This is a genomic window from Gordonia sesuvii, from assembly GCF_036350415.1.
Classification (GTDB): Bacteria; Actinomycetota; Actinomycetes; order Mycobacteriales; family Mycobacteriaceae; genus Gordonia; species Gordonia sesuvii.
The window spans coordinates 18,336-38,412 of sequence record NZ_JAZDUF010000001.1 but is presented as its reverse complement, the minus strand read 5'-3'; the positions used below and the strand labels follow the sequence as shown (position 1 = coordinate 38,412).

The window sequence follows — 20,077 nt, the reverse complement described above, 5'->3', positions numbered from 1 at the left end:
TGGTCTAGCCGCGCAGGCTTGTCTTGCCGTGCTCCTCTCCGATCTATGATCCAGGCTGTCGGCCCGGTGCCGGTCGCACGATCTTCTGTCCGGAGTCCCTGAGCACGATCAACGGACACACCGCAGCGGACACATTTCTTCTGACCGTCTTCTGAGGAGAATCCCAGGGACACCTCCGACGAGGACGAAGCCCGCCCGAAGTACGGCGGGGTGACAAAGGAACCCCAGCGCAGTCCAGATCTGTGTGGGGGAACGAAAGGACATCCGTGACGGATACGGACCTGATCACCGCACCAGCCCCGACAACGAGCGCCACCGACGGCGACTCCTCGTCCGCGGTGAGTTCGACCACCCGGGCCTCCTCGACGAAGTCTCGTACCGGCCTCTCCGGGATGGTTCTGACCGAGCTGCGTGCCCTGGCCGGAGAGCTGGGCATCAAAGGGACCTCCGGAATGCGCAAGGGCGACCTCATCGCCGCCATCAAGGAGCGTCAGGCCGGCACGTCGTCGAAGGGCGATGCCGGACAGATGACCCTGTCCGACGCTGAGTCGGGCAAGGGCAAGACCCGCGCGGCCAAGGCCGACGAGTCCGCCTCGCCGAAGGTCGACGAGTCCGCACCGAAGGCAGACGGCGGTGAGGCGCCGGCCCGGGGTCGTCGCCGGGCGCGCGCCGCGTCCGAAGACGCCGCCGCCGACAACAGCGCCGCCGACAACGGTGCTGCCGCATCGGCCGCGGCCGAGACCGCCCGGACCGAAGCCGGCTCCGCAGATGCTGCCGAGAGCACCGACACGAAGACCCAGTCCGACGAGTCGGCCGGCGACGACCAGCGTGGTCGCAACCGCAACCGGAACCAGGGACGCGACAACGGCCAGAACCGGAATCAGGGCGGCCGCGACGGTCAGGGCCGGGACAACAACCAGCGCGACAACAACCAGCGCGACGGCCAGAACCAGCGCGACGGGCAGAACCAGCGCGACGGCCAGGACAAGCAGGGCGGCCAGAACAACCAGGGTGGCCGGAACAATCAGAACAACCGGGATGACGACGGTGACGGTGACGGTGGCGGCCGGGGTCGCCGCGGACGCCGGTTCCGTGAGCGGCGCCGTGGGCGTGACCGCGATTCGTCGGGTCCGGGCGAGCCCCAGGTCTCTGACGACGATGTGTTGCAGCCCGTCGCCGGCATCCTCGACGTCCTCGACAACTACGCCTTCGTCCGGACCTCCGGCTACCTGGCCGGGCCGAACGACGTGTACGTGTCGATGAACATGGTCCGCAAGAACGGACTGCGGCGCGGCGACGCGATCACCGGTGCGGTCAAGGTGCCGCGTGAGGGTGAGCAGCCCAACCAGCGGCAGAAGTTCAACCCGCTGGTGCGTCTCGATTCGGTCAACGGCACCGACATCGACACCGCCAAGAAGCGTCCCGAGTTCGGCAAACTGACGCCGCTGTACCCGAATCAGCGGCTCCGTCTGGAGACGTCGCCCGAGCGACTCGACACGCGTGTCATCGACCTGATCATGCCGATCGGCAAGGGGCAGCGCGCCCTGATCGTCTCCCCGCCGAAGGCCGGTAAGACGACCATCCTGCAGGACATCGCGAACGCCATCACCATCAACAACCCCGAATGCCATCTGATGGTGGTGCTCGTCGACGAACGTCCCGAAGAAGTCACCGACATGACGCGTTCGGTGAAGGGTGAGGTCATCGCCTCGACCTTCGACCGTCCGCCGTCAGACCACACCTCGGTCGCCGAGCTCGCCATCGAACGCGCAAAGCGCCTGGTGGAGAACGGCAAAGACGTCGTGGTCCTGCTCGACTCGATCACCCGGCTCGGCCGCGCCTACAACAACGCGTCGCCGGCGTCCGGCCGAATCCTGTCCGGTGGTGTCGATTCCACCGCGCTCTACCCGCCCAAGCGGTTCCTCGGCGCGGCGCGCAACATCGAGCACGGCGGCTCCCTGACGATCATCGCCACGGCGATGGTGGAGACCGGATCCACCGGTGACACGGTCATCTTCGAGGAGTTCAAGGGCACCGGCAACGCCGAGCTGAAGCTCGACCGGAAGATCGCCGAGCGTCGGGTGTTCCCGGCGGTCGACGTCAACCCGTCCGGTACCCGCAAGGACGAGTTGTTGCTGTCGCCGGAGGAGTTCCAGATCGTGCACAAGCTCCGCCGGGTGCTGAGCGGCCTGGATTCCCAGCAGGCCATCGACCTGCTCATCAGCCAGCTCAAGAAGACCAAGTCGAACGTCGAGTTCCTGATGCAGGTGCAGAAGACCGCTCCGGGAGCGATGAACGACGACTGATCGCCTCGCCGCGACCGGTGCCGAACCGGCACCGGTCGGCGAGCGGAGTCAGCCGGTGGGCGGACTCAGTCGGCGAGGTCGGTCACCAACTGGTTCCACGCCTCGAACGAGGTCATGGGCACCGGACCGGTCTGGGTGACCACCAGGCTGCACCGGCCGTGGCGGTCGTAGAGCTCGATCGAACCGGTGCGCCCCCACACCCCGTCCGACCAGGTGACCCAGCATTCGGACACCAGGTCGAAATTGATCATCGCGCGGCACGTCCCGCCCGCGATGACCATCGATCCACGGTGTTCGCGTGCGCCGTCGAGCTGATCGTGGTGCATCTGCAGGCAACCCGGCGCGGTGGTGACGAGGGTGGCGGGCATACCCAACAGCGCGGCGTGTTCGAGGGCCGCGATCACCCGTCGCGATTCGACGCGGGTGTGGCCCGCGTGCCGCAGACCGGGGAACGTCATCAGCCGACCGACGCCCCCGTCGTCGAGGATCGCATCGAACTGGGCGACCTGATCGATGGCGGGAACGCCGTCGTCACCGATGTCGTCGCGGGCCGCGTCGGCCACCGTGAGCGCACCGGTGTCCGACGCCGACCCCTCGTCATCGCCGGAACCGATACCGAGAGCAAGAGATTCGAACGCCAGGCGATCCGATCGCTCGGTCAGGTATGTGGCATGCGCGGTGTTGCCGTCGGTGTCGAAGAGTCGCAGGGTCGGCGGGATGTGTGCGGCCGGATCGGTGATCAGAGCCGAGCCCAGACGGGCGGGGTTGATCCGCAGCGTGATTCGCGACGGCCGGCATCGGATGGCACCGCCGCTTCCCACCGGTGTCTCGTGCATCCCGACGGCGTTCATGAGCACCGGACCGGCGACCGTCACCCCGACGACCTGCTCGAGCAGCGGTAGCCGCCGCGCGACGGCGGGCACGTCGGCACCGAGCAGACTCCCGGAGAATCCCGGAGTCGCCAGGAGCGTGTCGAGGTCACTGGTCGCGTGGGACGACCGAGCGCACCGGCAGCTGCGGCCGCACGGGCGTAGCGGTGTCCCGCCGGTGCTCTCGGAGTCGGATGAGCGGGGCGATTCTGGCATCGTTGCCGGTCCTTTCCCGTTGGTCACAGGGGTTGTGGGTGTCGGTCAGTACACGTCTCGGGCATATCGTTTGGCCCGTTTGAGGTTGTCGACGTAGTCCTTCGCCGCATCGGCGGACATGGCGCCGTGCTCGGCGACGATCTCGACCAGGGCGGTGTCGACGTCACGGGCCATCCGGGTCGCGTCGCCGCACACATAGAGGTGGGCGCCGTCCTCCAGCCACGTGAACAGGTCGGCCCCGTTCTCGCGCATCCGATCCTGCACGTAGACCTTGTGCTCCTGGTCGCGGGAGAACGCGAGGTCGAGCCGGTCGAGCACGCCGTCGGCGACAAAGGCGTCGACCTCGTCGGCGTAGATGAAGTCACGATCGCGGTGCTGGTCACCGAAGAACAGCCAGTTCGCCCCTCGCGCACCACGTGCGGCGCGTTCATGCAGGAACGACCTGAACGGTGCGATGCCGGTGCCGGGTCCGATCATGATCGCCCGGGCCTCATCGGCGGGCGGCCGGAACGAGTTGTTCGCCGAGATGAACACGTCGACCTGCGATCCCTCCGTGCGCCGATCCGCGAGGTAGGTCGAGCAGACCCCGCCGCGCTGCCGGTCGCCGGAGCGATAGCGCACGGTGGTCATCGTGATGTGCACCGTGCCCGGGTGTGCGAGGGGGCTCGACGAGATCGAGTAGACGCGGTGCTGCAGTGGACGCAGCTCGGCAAGCAGTTCGTCCGGGGTGATGGTGAGTGTGGGATCGATGTCGAGGAGATCGAGGACGTCCTTGCCCCACAGCCACGCGTCGAGCGCCTCGTGGTCGCCCGTCGCGATCAGATGCGTGAGTTCGGCATCCTGGCTGCGGGCGGCGATGTACTCGACGAGGTACTTCGACGGGGTCGAGATCTCGTAGTGATGCGTGAGCGCATCACGCAGCGATCGCTCCGACTTGCGGTCGGCGATCACCGTGTCCGGCGGCACACCCAGTCGGGCGATGACGCGGTCGACCAGCTCGGCGTCGTTGACCGGGGTGATGCCGATCCCGTCGCCGGGTGCGTACTCGATGCCGCTGTCTCCCAGAGAGATCACCAGATGCCGGACCTCCTTCTCGGAGTGCGGGGCCGACAGCACAGTGTTGGCGACGACCGTCGCCGGATACGGATTCTTGCGTGTCCATTTCGACTTCGGGCGCCGTGGCGCCTTCGCCGGCGTCGCGGTCGGCTGCTCGGGCGCGACCTGCTCCGTCGGCGGTGCTGCGACGTCGGCCGGTGTTGCGGCATCGTCGACGGAGGCGAGAGCGGGGACGGCACGCGAGATCCACTCGGCGGAGGCATCCTCGAAGTCGACGTCGCAGTCGACGCGATCGACGACACGGGTTGCACCGAGCTCGGCCAGGCGGTTGTCGATGTTCTTGCCCGCCTGGCAGAAGCCGTCGTAGATCGAATCCCCGAGTGCCAGAACGCCGTAGTACAGTCCGTCCAGGCGCGGGGCGTCCGGAGCTGCGAGTGCCTGCCAGAAGAGCTCGGCGTTGTCGGGCATCTCACCCTCGCCGTAGGTGGAGGTGACCACGAGGAGTCGGCGCGCCGCCGACAACGCGGTGATGTCCAGTGCATCGAGGTCGCACCGAACGGGTTCGAATCCGTGTTGACGGGCCAGGTCCTCGATCTGCTCGGCCACCGATTCCGCTGTGCCGGTCTGGCTTCCGTACACGATCTGCAACGTCACCGCGCCGCCGGGGGATGCCTCGGCACCGTTGGGCGCGCTCGCCGGAACCGCCGTGGGCGACGTCGGCATCGCGATCCGGGTGTTGAGACCCGCGAGGAACCCGGCAAGCCAGGCCTTCTGGTCCCCGGTGAACGGGACATCCGCCGGGATGTAGGGGAGTTGCATGTCATCCCACCTTTGCTGTGTCGGTCGAGGTTCGGACGCCGGCCGCGACGTCGGGTAGCGCGATAGCCGCGAACAGTTCGTCGAAACCGGGCAACGCACCCAATCTGTCGCGATTCTTTCGATCCTGCACAAGGATCCAGCCGTAGGTGCCGGGCGCGTCCATCGACCAGACGTTGCGTCGGGCGAGTGCCTGCTTGTAGTCGTCGACGCGTTTGGCGGCGATGAGGGCGGCCAGATGCTCTGCGGTGTAACCGGCCAGGACGTCCCGCGCATACCGGGCCACCCGCGACACCAGGTCGAAGTCCTCGGTGAGTACCAGGTTTCGGGCGCCCAGGGCCACCGCGTGCTCATCCGGCGACGCACCCTGACCCCCGACGCCCCGACCCGCAGCACCGATCCTCTTGGCCAGTCTCGCGCCGGCAACCTGACGCGCGAGCTCGAACACGGTGAACGCGTTGAGCAATCGGTACATGTCGTGAGTGTCGGTTTCGCCGTATGCGGGCACCGCGCCGTCGGCGACGGGCGCGCCGCTGCGGATCGCGACCTTCAGCGACCGGACCTGGTGACCCGCCAGTGACGACGAGAGTTCGTCGAGCAGTGCGCGATGCGACATCGACGCGACCAGCGCGTCGCTGTCCTGGTAGGCGACCAGCGCCCTCGGCATCGCGTACGCGATGTAGTGACGTTCGGTCTCCCAGTTCTCGAGCAGCCGGATGCCCAGAGCCGAACCGGTCGCCGCGACATGCATCTCGAGCATCAGTCGGACGGCGTGGTGATGGATGGGGGCGAGCGGGTCGTCGACTCCGGTGATGGCGCCGACCACCATGTCGGCCCCGCTGATGCGATCGTCGAGCACGCAGGCCGGGTCGTACTGGTAGACGAATCCGCCACTCATCCCGTTGCCGAGGCCCTTGCCGAAGCCGCCGAGGTTGAGCACTGCCCCGTTCGTCATGTACTCACAGGCGAATTCGCCGACACCCTCGACGACCGCGGTTGCACCGGAGTTGCGGACGGCGAATCTGTCGCCGGCCTCACCCTCGACGAACAGCCGACCGCCGGTGGCGCCGAACAGTGTGAAGTTGCCGATCAGCACGTTGCCGCCGACCGCTGTCGACCCGCCGCCCGGGGAGCGGACGACTACTGTCCCGCCCGACATCGACTTGCCGACACCGTCGTTGCACGTTCCGGTGTGCTCCAGCCGCATACCGTCGTTGCAGAAGGCGCCGTAGGATAGCCCGGCGGAGCCACTGGTGGTGACCCGAACCGTGTCCGGCGCCAGGAACCGACGTCCGCGTTCGTCGACGTACACGCTCGGGAGGGCCTCGGCCTCGGCCGCGGTCAGCCGGTGGTTCAGGGTGCGTTCGATGTCCACGGCGAGTTGTGCGCCGACGCTCTTGTTGCGGTTGCCCAGGATCGGCGCCGGGACGTCGACGTCGACGGCGTGGGCGTCGATCAGGGCGGCGTGAACCTGCTCGCCGATCTCGTCGTCGATCGCGAAGTCGCGCTCCAGATAGACCGGATCGGTGATCGCCACCGGATCGATACGCGCCAACAGTGCGTCCGACCGCAGTTCGCCGACGAGCGCGGGATGGTCCACGAGCGACAACAGATCCGTTCGCCCACGCGCGGCCCGGAGGCTGTTCAACCCGAGATCGGCCAGGAGTTCGCGGACCTCATGTGCGACGTTGAGCAGGTACTGGGCCATCGAGCGCGGATCACCGTCGAACACCTCGGGATTGGTGGTCAGCCCGGCCGGGCACTTGATGTTGCAGTTCTTGGCCATGACGCAGCCGATCATCATCAATGCCGAGGTGCCGAACTCGAAGCTGTCTGCGCCCAGCAGGGCAGAGGTGACGACGTCGCGCCCGGTCTGGTGTGCACCGGATGTCCGGAGGATCACCTTCTGGCGAAGGCCGTTGGCGCACAACGCCTGATGTACTTCGGCCAGGCCGATCTCGGCGGCCCGGCCCGCGTAGCGCAGGCTCGTCACCGACGCCGCACCGGTGCCACCGGTGTTGCCGGCGACATTGATGACGTCGGCACCCGCCTTCGCGACACCGACCGCGATCGTCCCGATGCCCTCGGACGACACGAGTTTGACGATGACGCGAACCCGGGCGGCCTTGCAGTCGTGGATGAGCTGGGCCAGGTCCTCGATGGAGTATGTGTCGTGATGCGGTGGCGGCGACACGAGTTCCACCCCGGGCGTACCCCCGCGGGCGGCGGCGATCTCCACGGTCACCTTGGGTGCGGGGAGTTGGCCGCCTTCCCCGGGTTTGGCGCCCTGGCCGATCTTGATCTCGAGTTCGCGCAGCATCGGGTCGGCCAGATAGCCGGCCCAGATGCCGAACCGTCCGGAGGCGAACTGTTTGATCGCCGAGGCACGGATGGTCCCGTAGCGAGACATGTGCTCGCCGCCCTCGCCGCTGTTGGACAGCCCACCGACCATGTTCGTGCCGTGGGCCACCGCCTCGTGGGCGGGGGCCACCAGCGCGCCGTGACTCATGGCACCGGAGGCGAACGTGGCGGTGATCTCGTGGGCCGGTTGGACGTCGGTCAGGCCGATGGCGCCGGAGTGGTCGGTGGCCGGGTCGAGGATGTCGCGCAGTGCACTCGGTCGGACCCCGCGGCGGGCCCCGATGCCGTCGACGAACGCGCGATAGGCGTCGGTGATCGTGAACATGTCGATGTCGTTGTCGGACAAACGGTCATACGAACTGTCCGTGTAGGCGGCGGCGTCGAGGCCGAAGGCGTCGTCGAGCGTGCCGAGGGTCAGTAGCCGTAGCCCGTCGGTCCGGTCCGCGTCGGTCGCCGACGGGGATTCCCGGTCCGCCGTCGCGAAGCTGATCTTCTCGGTGGTGAGGTCGGCATAGCGGCGGACGGCGGTGGCGCCGAAGGAGTGTCCCGCACCGTCGGAGCGCTCCTTGAAGAGGCCGAGCAGGGGGAGATCCTTGTCCGAGGACGGCGCCTCGGTGATCGCCGCCCGATGGGCCCGGGTGAGTGCTGCGACGATCGGGGCGAGACCGACGCCACCGACCGGGGCGCGCAGGTTGGGGAACCAACGTCGGAGATGGTCGTCGTCGGTGTCGAGGAAGTTGGGTTCGAAGAACTCGCCGCCGATGTAACTCTCCACCGTGCACAGCCCGACTCGCCCCATCGTCTTCATCAGTGACTTCTCGGCTGCCTTGGCCCACCGGGCAAAGGCCTCGGCCGGCTGGTTCGACTCCCCGCCCAGTGCCGCTGCCCGTCGCACGACCGAGTGGGGATGTACCGCGGCCGCACCGAATCCGAGTGTGGCGGCGAGATGATGCGATGACTCCACCTGCCCGGTGTCGGCGACCAGGGACACCCGAAGCCGCAGGCCGGCGGCGATCAGGCGCTGGTTGACGGCGGAGACCGCGAAGATGATCGGAATCGCCGCACGGGTCGGCGCGATGCCGCGATCGGTGAGGACGGCGATCCCGCCGTCACGACGAGCGAAGTCGACGATCTCGTCGCCGAGCCGATCGAGCGCCGCCACCAGAGCGTCGCGGTCCTCTTGGTCGGTGCCGGCCGGCCGGATCGTGAAGCATGCATCGAACACCCCGATCGGGGTATTTCGCTGACGGAGGAGGAGATCGAGCTGCGATACATCGAGAATTGGTGTGCGCAGGATGATCTGGCGGGTGCGCTGTCCCGAGTGTGGGACGGTGGCAGGACGTGCGCCCAGCGCGACCCGCAGGGTCATGCCGTCGGCTTCACGGATGCTGTCCAGCGGTGGGTTGGTCACCTGGGCGAAACGCTGGGAGAAGAATCGCGCCACGCTCGGCTCGATGTCGGTCAATGCGTTGATCGCATTACCGAAACCCATGGCGGAGACGCGTTCGGCCCCGTCGGTGAGCATGGGATCGACGAAGTAGCGGAAGCTCTCCTGGTCGAGCAGGTATGCGCGGTAGCGCTGATGATCGGTGAGGGGTGAGTCGGCGGCGTCCGGTGTCGCAGCCGGCGCGCCGTCATCGACGACGACCTCGTCGAGATCGACCTTCGCCGCGCGCAGCAACGCCGGGTAATCGCGTGCCGCGGCGAGCTTCTCATAGGCGTCGGCGGTGGTGTAGGTGCGCTGCTCGCGGTGGTCGTAATAGATCATCCCGCCGGCCGAGACACGGCCGCGGGCGATCACCGACTCCGGAGGGAAGGCGATCTGTCCGGCCTCGGAGAATGCGCAGAGATAGGCGGTGGTCTCGACGGTGCGCAGGGGCCGCAGGCCGAGCCGGTCGAGACGGGCGCCGATCACGGTTCCGTCGCCGAAGACGACCGCGGCGGGACCGTCGTTCTTCTCCTCGGTGAGGGAGAAGTACTCGAACATCGCGCGGACCGGTTCGGACAGGGTGGCGTCGTTTTCCCAGGCCGGGGGCATCATCGAGACGATCGCGGTGACCAGATCCACACGGTCCTCGATGACCCTCGCGGCGACCGTCTGGTCGAGGCGGCTGCTGTCGGACTGACCGGGCGGGCGAACGATGCTGCGGTGTTGCGCAGTCGCAGCGGTCACCTGGGCGATCCGGTTCTTCTTGTCCGTGTTCAGCTCTCCGTTGTGCGCGAGGAACCGGAACGGCTGGGCCATCGTCGGGTGCGGGTCGGTGTTGGTGGAGAACCGGGTGTGGAAGTAGAGGGTGTGGACGGCGTGGTCCTCATCGGACAGATCGGTGAAGTAGTCGATGACCTCGGGCGAGGACAGGCGCCCCTTGAGGACCTGCGTGCGTGCCGACAGGGACAGGGGATAGAGGCCCGCCAACTCCGGCTCGGTGTATGCGACGGCCTCGATGTCGAGCAGTGCCTGCTGAACCGCATTGTCGAGTTCGGCGGGGTCTGGGCAGGGTTCGGGGGCCGAGAACACCCACTGGCGGATGGGCAGTTGATACGAGAGGGCGGCAGGCCGGAGCGCGGAATCGTCGACGGGGACCTGACGGACGGTGAGCACACCGAAACCCCGCCCGCGCATGGTGCGTTCGATCAGCCGCGCGGCGCGGTCGGCGCCGCCGGCGTCCGTCGGCAGGAAGAAGTTCCCGACGCAGAAGCGACCCAGGGCCAGATCGGCACGGCCGGTGACCTTGCGGAAGAACCGCAACGACAGATCCATGGACACACCACCGCCGTCGCCCACCCCCAACGCAGACATGCCGCCGCGGTGGGGAACCGAGCAGAGCGCCTCCCGCGCCTTGGTGATCACCGAATGCTTCTGCACGCCGTCCTTACGGGTGATGAAGCCGACTCCGCAGCTGCTCGTCTCGTCGCTCGGGTCCCACAGCAGGTGTGGTCGGTGCAGATCTGGGCGCATTCGATCCTCGTGTCCGGTCCGCCCGGGAGTGGACGGACATTCGGGCGCAGCCGCTCGTCGGCGGCGCTTCGGTCGGGGTTCGTGTCACTGCGACGGTGAAGTGACCCGTGGAGAGGCTAACTTAGCTAAGCCTAACTATCCTAAGGTGGCCCTAACTCAGGAATGAAACCCGGCAGTCCGGCGTTGAGCGCGATGACTGCCGAGATGCCTGCTCACGGACGAATCCGCGGATTTCGGACTGGACGTGTCCGCGTGGCATACTGAGCGGTCGAGTCCGGTTCCGGTTCACACCGTCGATCCCCGACGGTGACCCGGCGACCACGAGAAAGGGACAACCAGATGAAGCAGGGAATTCACCCCGAGTACGCGACGACCACCGTCGTCTGCGGTTGCGGCAACACCTTCGAGACCCGCAGCACCGCCGACAACGGACGTATCAACGTCGAGGTCTGCTCGCAGTGCCACCCGTTCTACACCGGTAAGCAGAAGATCCTCGACACCGGCGGCCGCGTGGCCCGGTTCGAGAAGCGCTACGGCAAGCGGAGCAAGAACGCCGACGCCAAGTAGCCCGATCGACGACGCCCACCGTGCACGTGCCCAGGCACGTCCGGTGGGCGTCGTTTTCATCTCCAGCGATTCCGATTTCCAGTGATGTCAGAGTGAAGTGAGGTCAGGTGCCCACGCAGAGTCCCTCGGCGATCGACGACATCCTCGCCGAGCATTCGGGCCTCGAGGCGCAGCTCGCCGACCCGTCGCTGCACGACGACCCAGCGGCCGCGCGGCGGGTCGGTAAGCGCTTCGCCGAACTCGCCCCGATCATGGCGACGTATCGACGCCTCGAGACCGCCCGCGACGACCTGGCGGCCGCGCGTGAACTGGCCGCCGACGATCCTTCCTTCGCCGAGGAGATCCCGGCATTGGAGGCAGTCGTGGCCGAACTCGACGCGACGCTGACCGATCTGCTCGCGCCGCGCGATCCCCACGACGGCGATGACGTCGTGCTCGAGATCAAATCCGGCGCCGGTGGTGAGGAGTCCGCGCTGTTCGCGTCCGACCTGGCGCGCATGTACCTCAAATACTGCGAACGACGCGGCTACAAGGCGCAGGTGCTCGGTGTCACCGAGAGCGACCTCGGCGGCTACAAAGAGGCCACGATCTCGATCAAGGCCAAAGAGCAACTGCGCGACGGGGTGTGGTCGAGGCTGAAGTTCGAAGGCGGCGTCCACCGGGTGCAGCGGGTTCCGGTCACCGAATCGCAGGGGCGAATCCACACCTCGGCCGCCGGCGTGCTCATCTACCCGGAACCGGAAGAGATCGAGCAGGTCCAGATCGACGAGTCGGACCTGCGCGTGGACGTGTACCGGTCGTCGGGCAAGGGCGGTCAGGGCGTCAACACCACCGACTCGGCGGTGCGCCTCACCCATCTGCCCACCGGAATCGTGGTGACCTGCCAGAACGAGCGCTCTCAGCTCCAGAACAAGGCGCGGGCCATGCAGGTTCTCGCCGCCCGGCTGCAGCTCGCGGCCGAAGAGGAGGCGCAGGCCGCGGCCGCTGAGGGCCGCGCCGCGCAGATCCGCACCGTCGACCGCTCCGAACGAATCCGTACCTACAACTTCCCGGAGAACCGGATCTCGGATCACCGGATCGGTTACAAGGCCAACAATCTCGACGTCGTCCTCAACGGCGACATGGATGCGCTGCTCGACGCACTGGTCGCCGCCGACCGGCAGGCGCGACTCGAAGCCGAGTGACGGGATGAACCGGGCCGGCGGGCCATCGGGTGACGGCCACCGAGCCGATGCCGAGATCCGGTGGGCGCAACAGGCGCTGGCCGCCGCCGGGGTCGACACCGCGCGCACCGATGCGGAGTGGCTCCTGGCTGCCGCACTGGGGGTGGACCGGGGGCGCCTGCTGATCGTCGACACCGTCGACGACGCCGCGCGAGCACGATTTCACGACGCGGTGCAGCGGCGTGCGCGCCGGGTCCCGTTGCAGCACATCATCGGGACGGCTCCCTTCGGGCCCGTCGAACTCGAGGTGGGGCCCGGTGTGTTCACCCCGCGGCCGGAGACCGAGTTCCTCGCCGAATGGGCCGCCCGCAGCCTCGAGGGGAGTGGGCCGGCGCGCGTGGTCGACCTGTGCAGCGGAAGTGGTGCCCTCGCGATCGCCGTGGCGACGATGGCCCCCACCGCACAGGTGACGGCGGTAGAGCGTTCGCCGGATGCGCTGATGTGGTTGCGGCGCAATGTCGAGCGGACGCCGCCCGCGGTCGCCGAGCGCATCTCGGTGATCGCCGCCGACGTCACCGACGTCGACCGGATGTGCGCGATCATTCCCGATCGGTCGGTCGACGTGGTCGTGTCGAATCCGCCCTATGTGCCCGAGGGCGGCGTGATCTCGCCGGAGGTCGCCCACGACCCGCACGAGGCGGTCTTCGCGGGAGACGACGGCATGTCGGTGATCACCCCGATGCTCGTGGTCATCGGCCGCATGTTGCGGCCGGACGGGGTCGTCGGGATCGAGCACGACGAGACGACCGCGGCGGCCGTTCTCGCCGGGCTTGGTGCGAGCGGACAGTTCCTCGACATGCTCACCCGGGCCGACCTCGCCGGTCGCCCTCGCTTCGCCACGGCGCGCCGGGCCCCGGACCTCTCCGCCGACCCGCGTGGGAGGATGGCCGGGTGAGCACGGTATTCGACTGCGGTGAACCGAGCACCCGGGCGGCTGGAATCCGCGCGGCCGTCGGAGCGGCGAAGGCCGGCCGACTGGTGGTGCTGCCCACCGACACCCTGTACGGGATCGGCTGCGAGGCCTTCGATTCGGAGGCGGTCGCGTCACTGCTGGCCGCGAAGGGGCGCGGGCGCGACATGCCTGTGCCGGTCCTCGTGGGCTCGTGGCACACGATCGACGGCCTCGTGCTGTCGGTGTCCACCGCCGCCCGCGACCTCGTCGAGGCCTTCTGGCCCGGTGGGCTCAGCCTCGTCGTCGAACAGGCGCCGTCCCTGGCGTGGGACCTCGGCGACACCGACGGCACGGTGATGCTGCGGATGCCCCTGCACCCCGTGGCGATCGAACTGTTGCGTGAGGTCGGTCCGATGGCGGTGTCGAGCGCGAACGTCTCGGGCCGGTCGCCGGCGACGACCGTCGATGAGGCGCGCGAGCAGCTCGGGGAGTCGGTGTCGATCTACCTCGACGGCGGGCCGGCCGCGGCCGCGCAGGCCTCCACGATCGTCGATCTCACCGGCAGCACGCCGCGGATTCTGCGCGAGGGTGCGGTGTCCACCGAGGCCATCGCCGAGGTGCTCGACCTCGACGCCGATGCGCTGACTGCGCGCTGACGTATGCCCGAATCCGTGTCGGGTCCGCCACTGTCGGATCCCGAGCTCGCCGAACTCCTCGGGCGTGAGACGCGACGTCGCGCGTCCACACTGCAGCTCCTGGCCAGCGAGACACCTGCCAGTCCGGCCGTCCGCGCCGCGTTGACGTCGGATCTCGGCGCCAAGTACGCCGAAGGGTATCCGGGAGCGCGCTATCACGGCGGTTGCGACGTCGTCGACGACGTGGAGCGCCTCGCCGTGGACCGCGCCGCCGAGCTTTTCGGGGCCGAGTACGTCAATGTCCAGCCGCTGTCGGGCAGCGCCGCCAATCTCGCCGTCTACGCCGCGTTCGCGCAGCCGGGGGACCCCGTGCTGGCGCTGCGGCTCCAGCATGGCGGCCACCAGACACACGGCTCGCGCGCCAATTTCTCCGGCCGCTGGTTCGCGCCGATCCACTACGGCATCCGGGCCACCGACGAACGCATCGACTACGACGAACTGCGCGATCTCGCCCTGCTGCACCGTCCGCGGATCATCGTCGCGGGTGGTGCGGCCTACTCGCGACTGATCGACTTCGCGGCGCTCCGCCGGATCGCGGACGAGGCCGAGGCGATCCTGTGGGTCGACGCCGCGCATCTCGCGGGCCTGACCGCGGCCGGGGTGATCCCGTCGCCGGTCCCGTACGCCGACGTCGTCACACTGTCCACGCACAAGGTCCTGCAGGGGCCGCGCGGCGGCATGATCCTGGCGTCCGAGGCCCACCGTGCTGTGCTGCAGAAAGCGGTCCATCCGTTCGTGCAGGGTGGTCCGGCGATGAACTCGATCGCCGCAAAGGCCGTGTGTATGCGGGAGTCCGGCACTGACGGGTTCGCGGAGTACGCGGCCGGCACCGTCGCCTGCGCGCAGCGGCTCGGCGACGAGCTGGCGACCCGCGGCCTCCGGATCGTCAGTGGCGGCACCGATCTGCACTTCGCGGTGGCCGACGTGTCCGGTCTCGACATGACCGGCGCCGAGGCGCAGCGTCGCTTGGACTCGGCGGGGATCGTCGTCGACCGGACGGTTCTCCCGTTCGATCCGCAGCCGGTCACCGAGGGATCGGCGATCCGGTTCGGGACGCCGTGCGCGGTGCTCGCCGACCTCGGTCGCGATGACATGGTCACGGTCGCCGAATGGATCGTGCGCGCACTCGATGCCGAAGTCGGGAGCACTCAACACGCCGACCTCCGGCGAGAAATCCGTCTCCGGCTCGGCGGGTAGCGTGAAGCCGGTGTTCGATACCGTCGCCGGCCTGTCCGGTGTGTCACCGGGTGCCGCGGGACCCGGGGTACAGCTGACGGCGCTGTCGGTGGTGGACACCGGCGGGGCAGGTGTGCCCTTGCGTGAGCTGGCGCTGGTCGGCCTGACCGCTGCCGCGGTGACCTATCTGCTCACCTCGCTGGTGCGCGTGTTCGCGATCCGCGTCGGCGCCGTCGCCGTGCCCCGGGTGCGCGATGTGCACGTGATCCCGACACCCCGTCTCGGCGGGCTCGGCATGTTCGCCGGCATCGTTGCCGCGATCGCCCTCGCCGCCAACCTGCCCGCGCTCACGCGCGGGTTCGCCTACACCAGCGACATGAGCGCGGTGATCGTCGCCGGCACGGTGATCGTCGTGGTCGGCGTGATCGACGACCGCTGGGGACTCGATGCCCTGACCAAATTCGCCGGTCAGCTCACCGCGGCCGGCGTGCTCGTGATCATGGGGATCAGCTGGTATCTGGTCTATGTCCCGTTCGCCGAGATCGGCACCGTGGTACTCGATCCGCTGCAGGCGGGGCTCTTGACGGTCGCCATCACCGTCGCCACCATCAACGCGGTCAACTTCATCGACGGCCTGGATGGCCTGGCCGCCGGACTGGGATTGATCGCGGCCTCCGCGATCGCGATGTTCTCACTCGGGCTGCTCAACGACCAGGGCGGCGATGTGAGCTACTACCCGCCGGCGCTGATCTCCACCGTGCTGGCCGGTGCGTGCCTGGGATTCCTGCCGCACAACTTCTCGCCCGCCCGCATCTTCATGGGCGACTCGGGTGCGATGCTGATCGGGTTGATGCTCGCTGCGGCATCGACGAGTGCGTCGGGCAGGATCGCGATGAACGCATACGGTCCGGCCGACGTCTTCACCCTGCTCTCGCCGTTGATCCTGGTCGCCGCGGTCGTCTTCGTGCCGATGCTCGACATGCTGATGGCCGTCGTCCGGCGGACCCGGGCGGGGGTCGGTTTCTACACCCCTGACAAGATGCATCTGCACCACCGGCTGCTCGAGTTGGGACATTCGCAGCGCCGGGTGGCCCTGATCATCTATCTGTGGGTCGGGGTGCTGGCGTTCTCGGCGGCGGCGGCCACGCTGTTCCCGCTGTCGGTGGTCATCCCGATCTTCGCCGGTGGGTTGGTGATCGCGATGCTCGTGACCATGGCGCCACGTCTGCACCGGCGGTTCGCGCAGCTGCGCACGGCCAGCCGCGCATACCGGTGAGGGCACGGTAATGACTCCGTAAAATCTCGTGTACTATCAGCCGTAGTAGTTCGACGGAAACCGGCTGGCCCCACTGGGGGATCGCGGGGCCGACCCGGTCGACATCCGCCTGCGCCCACCCACGGTGAGCGTGCTCGGCGCCTGTTGGTAGGGTCTCAAAAAACGTGAGCTTACGCCCAGCGGCGTGTCCGCTGAACGCAGGCTCGATGCCCCGTGCCTGCCGGAGTGGAAGAAATTGAGGAGTGGCAAATGACGACGTCTGCCCCTGACTCCGCTCCCGTCTATCCGGTCGCGCCGACGGGGCTCAAGCGGCCCGCGATCATCGCCGCGGTGCTGTCCACGATCGTCGCGGTGGTGGCCGTCCTCATCGGGCATCCGCTGTTCGCGGTGTTCTTCGCGGTCGGTGTGGTCGGGGTGCTGATCAACGCAAAGATGGTGGCGCTCAGCGTGTCCCGCGTCGCCGCCGAAGAAAATCCCCGCAAGAAGCTTCTCGCCGTCGACTCCGCGGTGCGTCTGGGTGCGATCACCCTGCTCGCGTTGGCGGCGGCCTTCCTGGTCCGGCCCGACGGGCTCGGCGTGATGTTCGGACTCGCACTCGGCCAGGTGGTCCTGGTCCTGAACGCGGTTATCCCGGTGATGAAAGGACTGCGTAAGCAGCTATGACCGAAACGTCCTACCTGGCAGAGTCGACTATCGAGGTCGGTCACCACACCGAGGTCGAGTGGTTCGGACTCACCTTCAATCTGGACACCATCATCTCCACGTCGATCGCAGCACTGGTCGTCATCGCACTGGCCTTCGTGGTCCGGTTCAAGGTGACGTCGAAGCGGCCGAACACCGTGCAGCTCTACTTCGAGACCCTGACCGGGCAGATGCGTTCGCAGATCGAGAACTCGATCGGTATGAAGATCGCGCCGTACCTGCTGCCGCTGGCCGTCACGCTGTTCACATTCATCCTCATCGCCAACTGGATCGGCGTCCTGCCCGTCCAGTACGGCACCACCAACGCCGAAGGCCTCAACGTCTCGCACGAGCTGCTGAAGACGCCGACCAGTGACGTGAACTTCGTCTACGCGCTCGCGCTCTTCGTCTTCGTCGGATACCACCTCGCCGGCTTCCGTCGACGCGGCCTGCTCGGACACCCGGCGCGCCTGGTCAAGGGTCACGCGATCGGATTGGCGCCCATCAACATCATCGAGGAGCTCGCCAAGCCGGTCTCCCTCTCCCTCCGACTCTTCGGAAACATGTTCGCCGCGGCTACGATGCTTGCTGTCATCGCACTCCTGCCGGCCTGGGGAATGTGGCTCCCGAACGCCCTGTGGAAGTCCTTCGACCTGTTCGTCGGCTTCATCCAGGCGTTCATCTTCTCCCTGCTGACGATCCTGTACTTCAGTCAGGCAACAGAGATGGAAGACCATCACTGACCCACCCACGAACTGACCGGCGCCGCCGGGCAGTCCCGAAGACCTGGCAATCCGATTGCCAGTTTCACCGAAAGGAAAGTTCTCAATGGATCCAATGATCGGTATGGGCGCGTTGATCGGCGGCGGCCTGATCATGGCAGGCGGCGCCGTCGGTGCCGGTATCGGTAACGGTCTGGCCGGTTCGCAGTTGGTTGCGGGCATCGCACGCCAGCCGGAAGCCCAGGGCCGACTGTTCACCCCGTTCTTCATCACCGTGGGTCTGGTCGAGGCCGCGTACTTCATCAACCTGGCGTTCATGGCGCTGTTCGTGTTCGCCACCCCGATCTCCGCAGGCTGACGACCGAACCGATAGGAAGCAAGCGACAACATGTATCTCGCCGCAGAAGAAGGTGGGACGAGTAACTTCCTCATCCCCAACGCCACGTTCTTCGTGTGCCTGGCGATTTTCGTCATCGTGTTTCTGGTGATCCGCACGATGGTGGTCCCGCCGATCGTGCGGGTGATGCAAGAACGCGACGACCGTGTCGCGAAGACCGTGGAGGACAACAAGTCCGCCGCGGCGAGCTACGAGGAAGCCGATTCCGGGTACCGGGCCGCCGTCACCGAGGGACGCGCGGATGCCACCGGTATTCGGGATCAGGCCCGCGCCGAGGGCAACGAGCAGTTGGCCGAGGCGAAGAATCGGGCGACACGGGAAGCCGACCAGCAACTGGCTGCCGTGTCCGAGCAACTGAAGGTCGAGGGCGAGACCGCAGCCGACACCGCACGACGTGACGTCGACGCCCTGTCGGCGACGCTCGCGGCACGGGTGCTCGGGAACGAAGCCACGTCGTCGACCACGGCGCAGACATCGGGAGCGGGTAGGTAAGTGGACGTCTTCATCGGGCAACTCGTCGGGTTCGCCATCATCGCCTTCCTGTTCTGGAAGTACGTGCGCCCACCCCTGCAGCGGATGGTCCGCAAACAGCAGGACGCCATCGATCGCCAGGTCGCCGAGAGCGAAGAGGCCGCGCACCGCGTCACCGATGCGAAAGCCGCACACGAACGTGCCATCACGCAGGGCAAGGACGAGGCCGAAGAACTCCGCCAGGGTGCCGCCCGCGATGCGGAGGGCATCAAGTCCGACCTGTCGGCGCAGGCCGACCATGAGGTCAAGCGGATCACCGAGCACGGCGAAGCGCAGGTCTCGCTCGTCCGGTCGAACCTGGTCCGCCAGCTGCGGACCGATCTCGGTCTGACCGCGATCGACAAGGCAGGCGAACTGGTCCGTGGCCACCTGTCCAACCCGGACGCGCAGGCGCAGAGTGTTGACCGGGTCATCGACGAACTCGAGTCGATGGCCGCAGGCAGTGCGGACACCGTGCCGCACAGCGCCGAGCTGATCGGCCTGCACTCGATGCGCGCCGGCAGCCGAGAGGCCGCGCTCAACGTCGCCCGCGAGTTCGACTCCGCCTCCGGCGACCTGGACGGTGCTGCACTGACCAGCGCATCGGTGGAGCTGACCCAGGTCATCGAGTTCCTCAACGGGAATCCGGTGCTGCGCAAGCGTCTCACCGACGACGACGACAACCCGCAGGGCAAGAAGCAACTGGTCCACACGCTGCTCGACGGCAAGGTGGCACCGATCGTGGTCGACGTGGTGGCCTCGGCGGCGTCCCAGCGGTGGTCGTCGACGGCGGACTTCGTCGCCGGCCTGCGGCGCCAGAACGCACTTGTCGTGCTGACCGCCGCCGAGAAGGACGGCACGATCGAGCGCGTCGAGGACGAACTGTTCCGGGTGAGCCGTCTACTGGAGGCGAATCCGCAGCTGGCCTCGCTGCTCTCCGACCACACCCACGATGCGGACAAGCGTGTGGGTCTGCTGGAGAAGCTGGTCGGCCAGCAGGTCAACTCGCACACCTGGTACCTGCTCTCGCACACCATCCGTCTGCTGCACGGGCAGCCCGCCGACATGGCGGTCGATCGGCTGGCAGAGCTCGCCGCGGCACGCCGCGGTGAGTCCGTCGCCCACGTCGTCTCGGCCGCCGAGCTGTCGAGCGCGCAGACCGATCGGCTGTCGAGTGTGCTGGGCCGGATCTACGGCCGCACCATCTCGGTGCAGACCGAGGTCCGCCCCGAGCTGCTGGGCGGACTGCGCATCGGCGTCGGCGACGAGGTGATCGACGCCGACATCGCCACGCGCCTGGCCAAGGCGGCGGAGACCCTGCCGCGCTGACGCGCCCCACAACCATCCACCACCCG

At 67.8% G+C, this 20,077-nt stretch carries 15 protein-coding genes; 12 read left to right on the top strand and 3 right to left on the bottom strand.

Annotation, left to right across the window (positions count from 1 at the left end; all coding sequences use genetic code 11):
• Window positions 1-266: 266 nt before the first annotated feature.
• A complete protein-coding gene (gene rho, locus VZC37_RS00150) occupies window positions 267-2,306 on the top strand; it encodes a transcription termination factor Rho (RefSeq protein WP_330430398.1) in 2,040 nt (679 codons plus the stop codon).
• A 65-nt stretch (window positions 2,307-2,371) separates the two neighbouring features.
• Here the strand turns inward: rho and VZC37_RS00145 are convergent, their stop codons facing one another.
• Genes VZC37_RS00145 through VZC37_RS00135 form a run of 3 tightly spaced genes read right to left on the bottom strand, consistent with a single transcriptional unit; the run spans window position 2,372 to window position 10,583 of the window.
• Window positions 2,372-3,391, bottom strand: coding sequence for a ChuX/HutX family heme-like substrate-binding protein (locus VZC37_RS00145; RefSeq protein ID WP_330430397.1), 1,020 nt, complete (start codon window positions 3,389-3,391; stop codon window positions 2,372-2,374).
• A 45-nt stretch (window positions 3,392-3,436) separates the two neighbouring features.
• Window positions 3,437-5,266, bottom strand: coding sequence for a sulfite reductase subunit alpha (locus VZC37_RS00140; protein ID WP_330430396.1), 1,830 nt, complete (start codon window positions 5,264-5,266; stop codon window positions 3,437-3,439).
• A 1-nt stretch (window position 5,267) separates the two neighbouring features.
• Window positions 5,268-10,583, bottom strand: a complete 5,316-nt coding sequence (locus VZC37_RS00135) for a glutamate synthase-related protein (RefSeq protein ID WP_330430395.1) — start codon at window positions 10,581-10,583, stop codon at window positions 5,268-5,270.
• A gap of 339 nt (window positions 10,584-10,922) precedes the next feature.
• Between VZC37_RS00135 and rpmE the strand changes: the two genes are divergently transcribed.
• The 11 genes from rpmE to VZC37_RS00080 all read left to right on the top strand — a co-directional run bounded on the left by rpmE (window position 10,923) and on the right by VZC37_RS00080 (window position 20,051).
• Window positions 10,923-11,150 carry a 50S ribosomal protein L31 gene (gene rpmE, locus VZC37_RS00130; RefSeq protein WP_330430394.1) on the top strand — a complete coding sequence of 76 codons (228 nt, stop codon included), beginning with the start codon at window positions 10,923-10,925 and terminating at the stop codon, window positions 11,148-11,150.
• A 107-nt stretch (window positions 11,151-11,257) separates the two neighbouring features.
• Entirely contained in the window at window positions 11,258-12,334 is a 1,077-nt protein-coding gene (prfA, locus tag VZC37_RS00125; RefSeq protein WP_330430393.1) for a peptide chain release factor 1, read from the top strand.
• A 4-nt stretch (window positions 12,335-12,338) separates the two neighbouring features.
• On the top strand, window positions 12,339-13,268 hold the full coding sequence (gene prmC / locus VZC37_RS00120; protein WP_330430392.1) for a peptide chain release factor N(5)-glutamine methyltransferase: 930 nt from the start codon (window positions 12,339-12,341) through the stop codon (window positions 13,266-13,268).
• Window positions 13,265-13,921, top strand: coding sequence for an L-threonylcarbamoyladenylate synthase (locus VZC37_RS00115; RefSeq protein WP_330430391.1), 657 nt, complete (start codon window positions 13,265-13,267; stop codon window positions 13,919-13,921). The genes prmC and VZC37_RS00115 overlap by 4 nt, the downstream gene beginning before the upstream one ends.
• 3 nt (window positions 13,922-13,924) lie before the next feature.
• On the top strand, window positions 13,925-15,157 hold the full coding sequence (gene glyA / locus VZC37_RS00110; RefSeq protein ID WP_431309290.1) for a serine hydroxymethyltransferase: 1,233 nt from the start codon (window positions 13,925-13,927) through the stop codon (window positions 15,155-15,157).
• Between the two features lie 31 nt (window positions 15,158-15,188).
• On the top strand, window positions 15,189-16,412 hold the full coding sequence (locus VZC37_RS00105) for a glycosyltransferase family 4 protein (protein ID WP_431309333.1): 1,224 nt from the start codon (window positions 15,189-15,191) through the stop codon (window positions 16,410-16,412).
• A 249-nt stretch (window positions 16,413-16,661) separates the two neighbouring features.
• Entirely contained in the window at window positions 16,662-17,075 is a 414-nt protein-coding gene (locus tag VZC37_RS00100) for an ATP synthase subunit I (protein WP_330430388.1), read from the top strand.
• Window positions 17,072-17,836, top strand: coding sequence for a F0F1 ATP synthase subunit A (gene atpB, locus VZC37_RS00095; RefSeq protein WP_330430387.1), 765 nt, complete (start codon window positions 17,072-17,074; stop codon window positions 17,834-17,836). The genes VZC37_RS00100 and atpB overlap by 4 nt, the downstream gene beginning before the upstream one ends.
• A gap of 85 nt (window positions 17,837-17,921) precedes the next feature.
• Complete coding sequence (locus tag VZC37_RS00090) at window positions 17,922-18,173, top strand: F0F1 ATP synthase subunit C (RefSeq protein ID WP_330430386.1); 252 nt, start codon at window positions 17,922-17,924, stop codon at window positions 18,171-18,173.
• 30 nt (window positions 18,174-18,203) lie between these two features.
• Window positions 18,204-18,704, top strand: coding sequence for a F0F1 ATP synthase subunit B (locus VZC37_RS00085; RefSeq protein ID WP_330430385.1), 501 nt, complete (start codon window positions 18,204-18,206; stop codon window positions 18,702-18,704).
• Window positions 18,705-20,051, top strand: coding sequence for a F0F1 ATP synthase subunit B/delta (locus VZC37_RS00080; protein ID WP_330430384.1), 1,347 nt, complete (start codon window positions 18,705-18,707; stop codon window positions 20,049-20,051).
• Window positions 20,052-20,077: the final 26 nt, after the last annotated feature.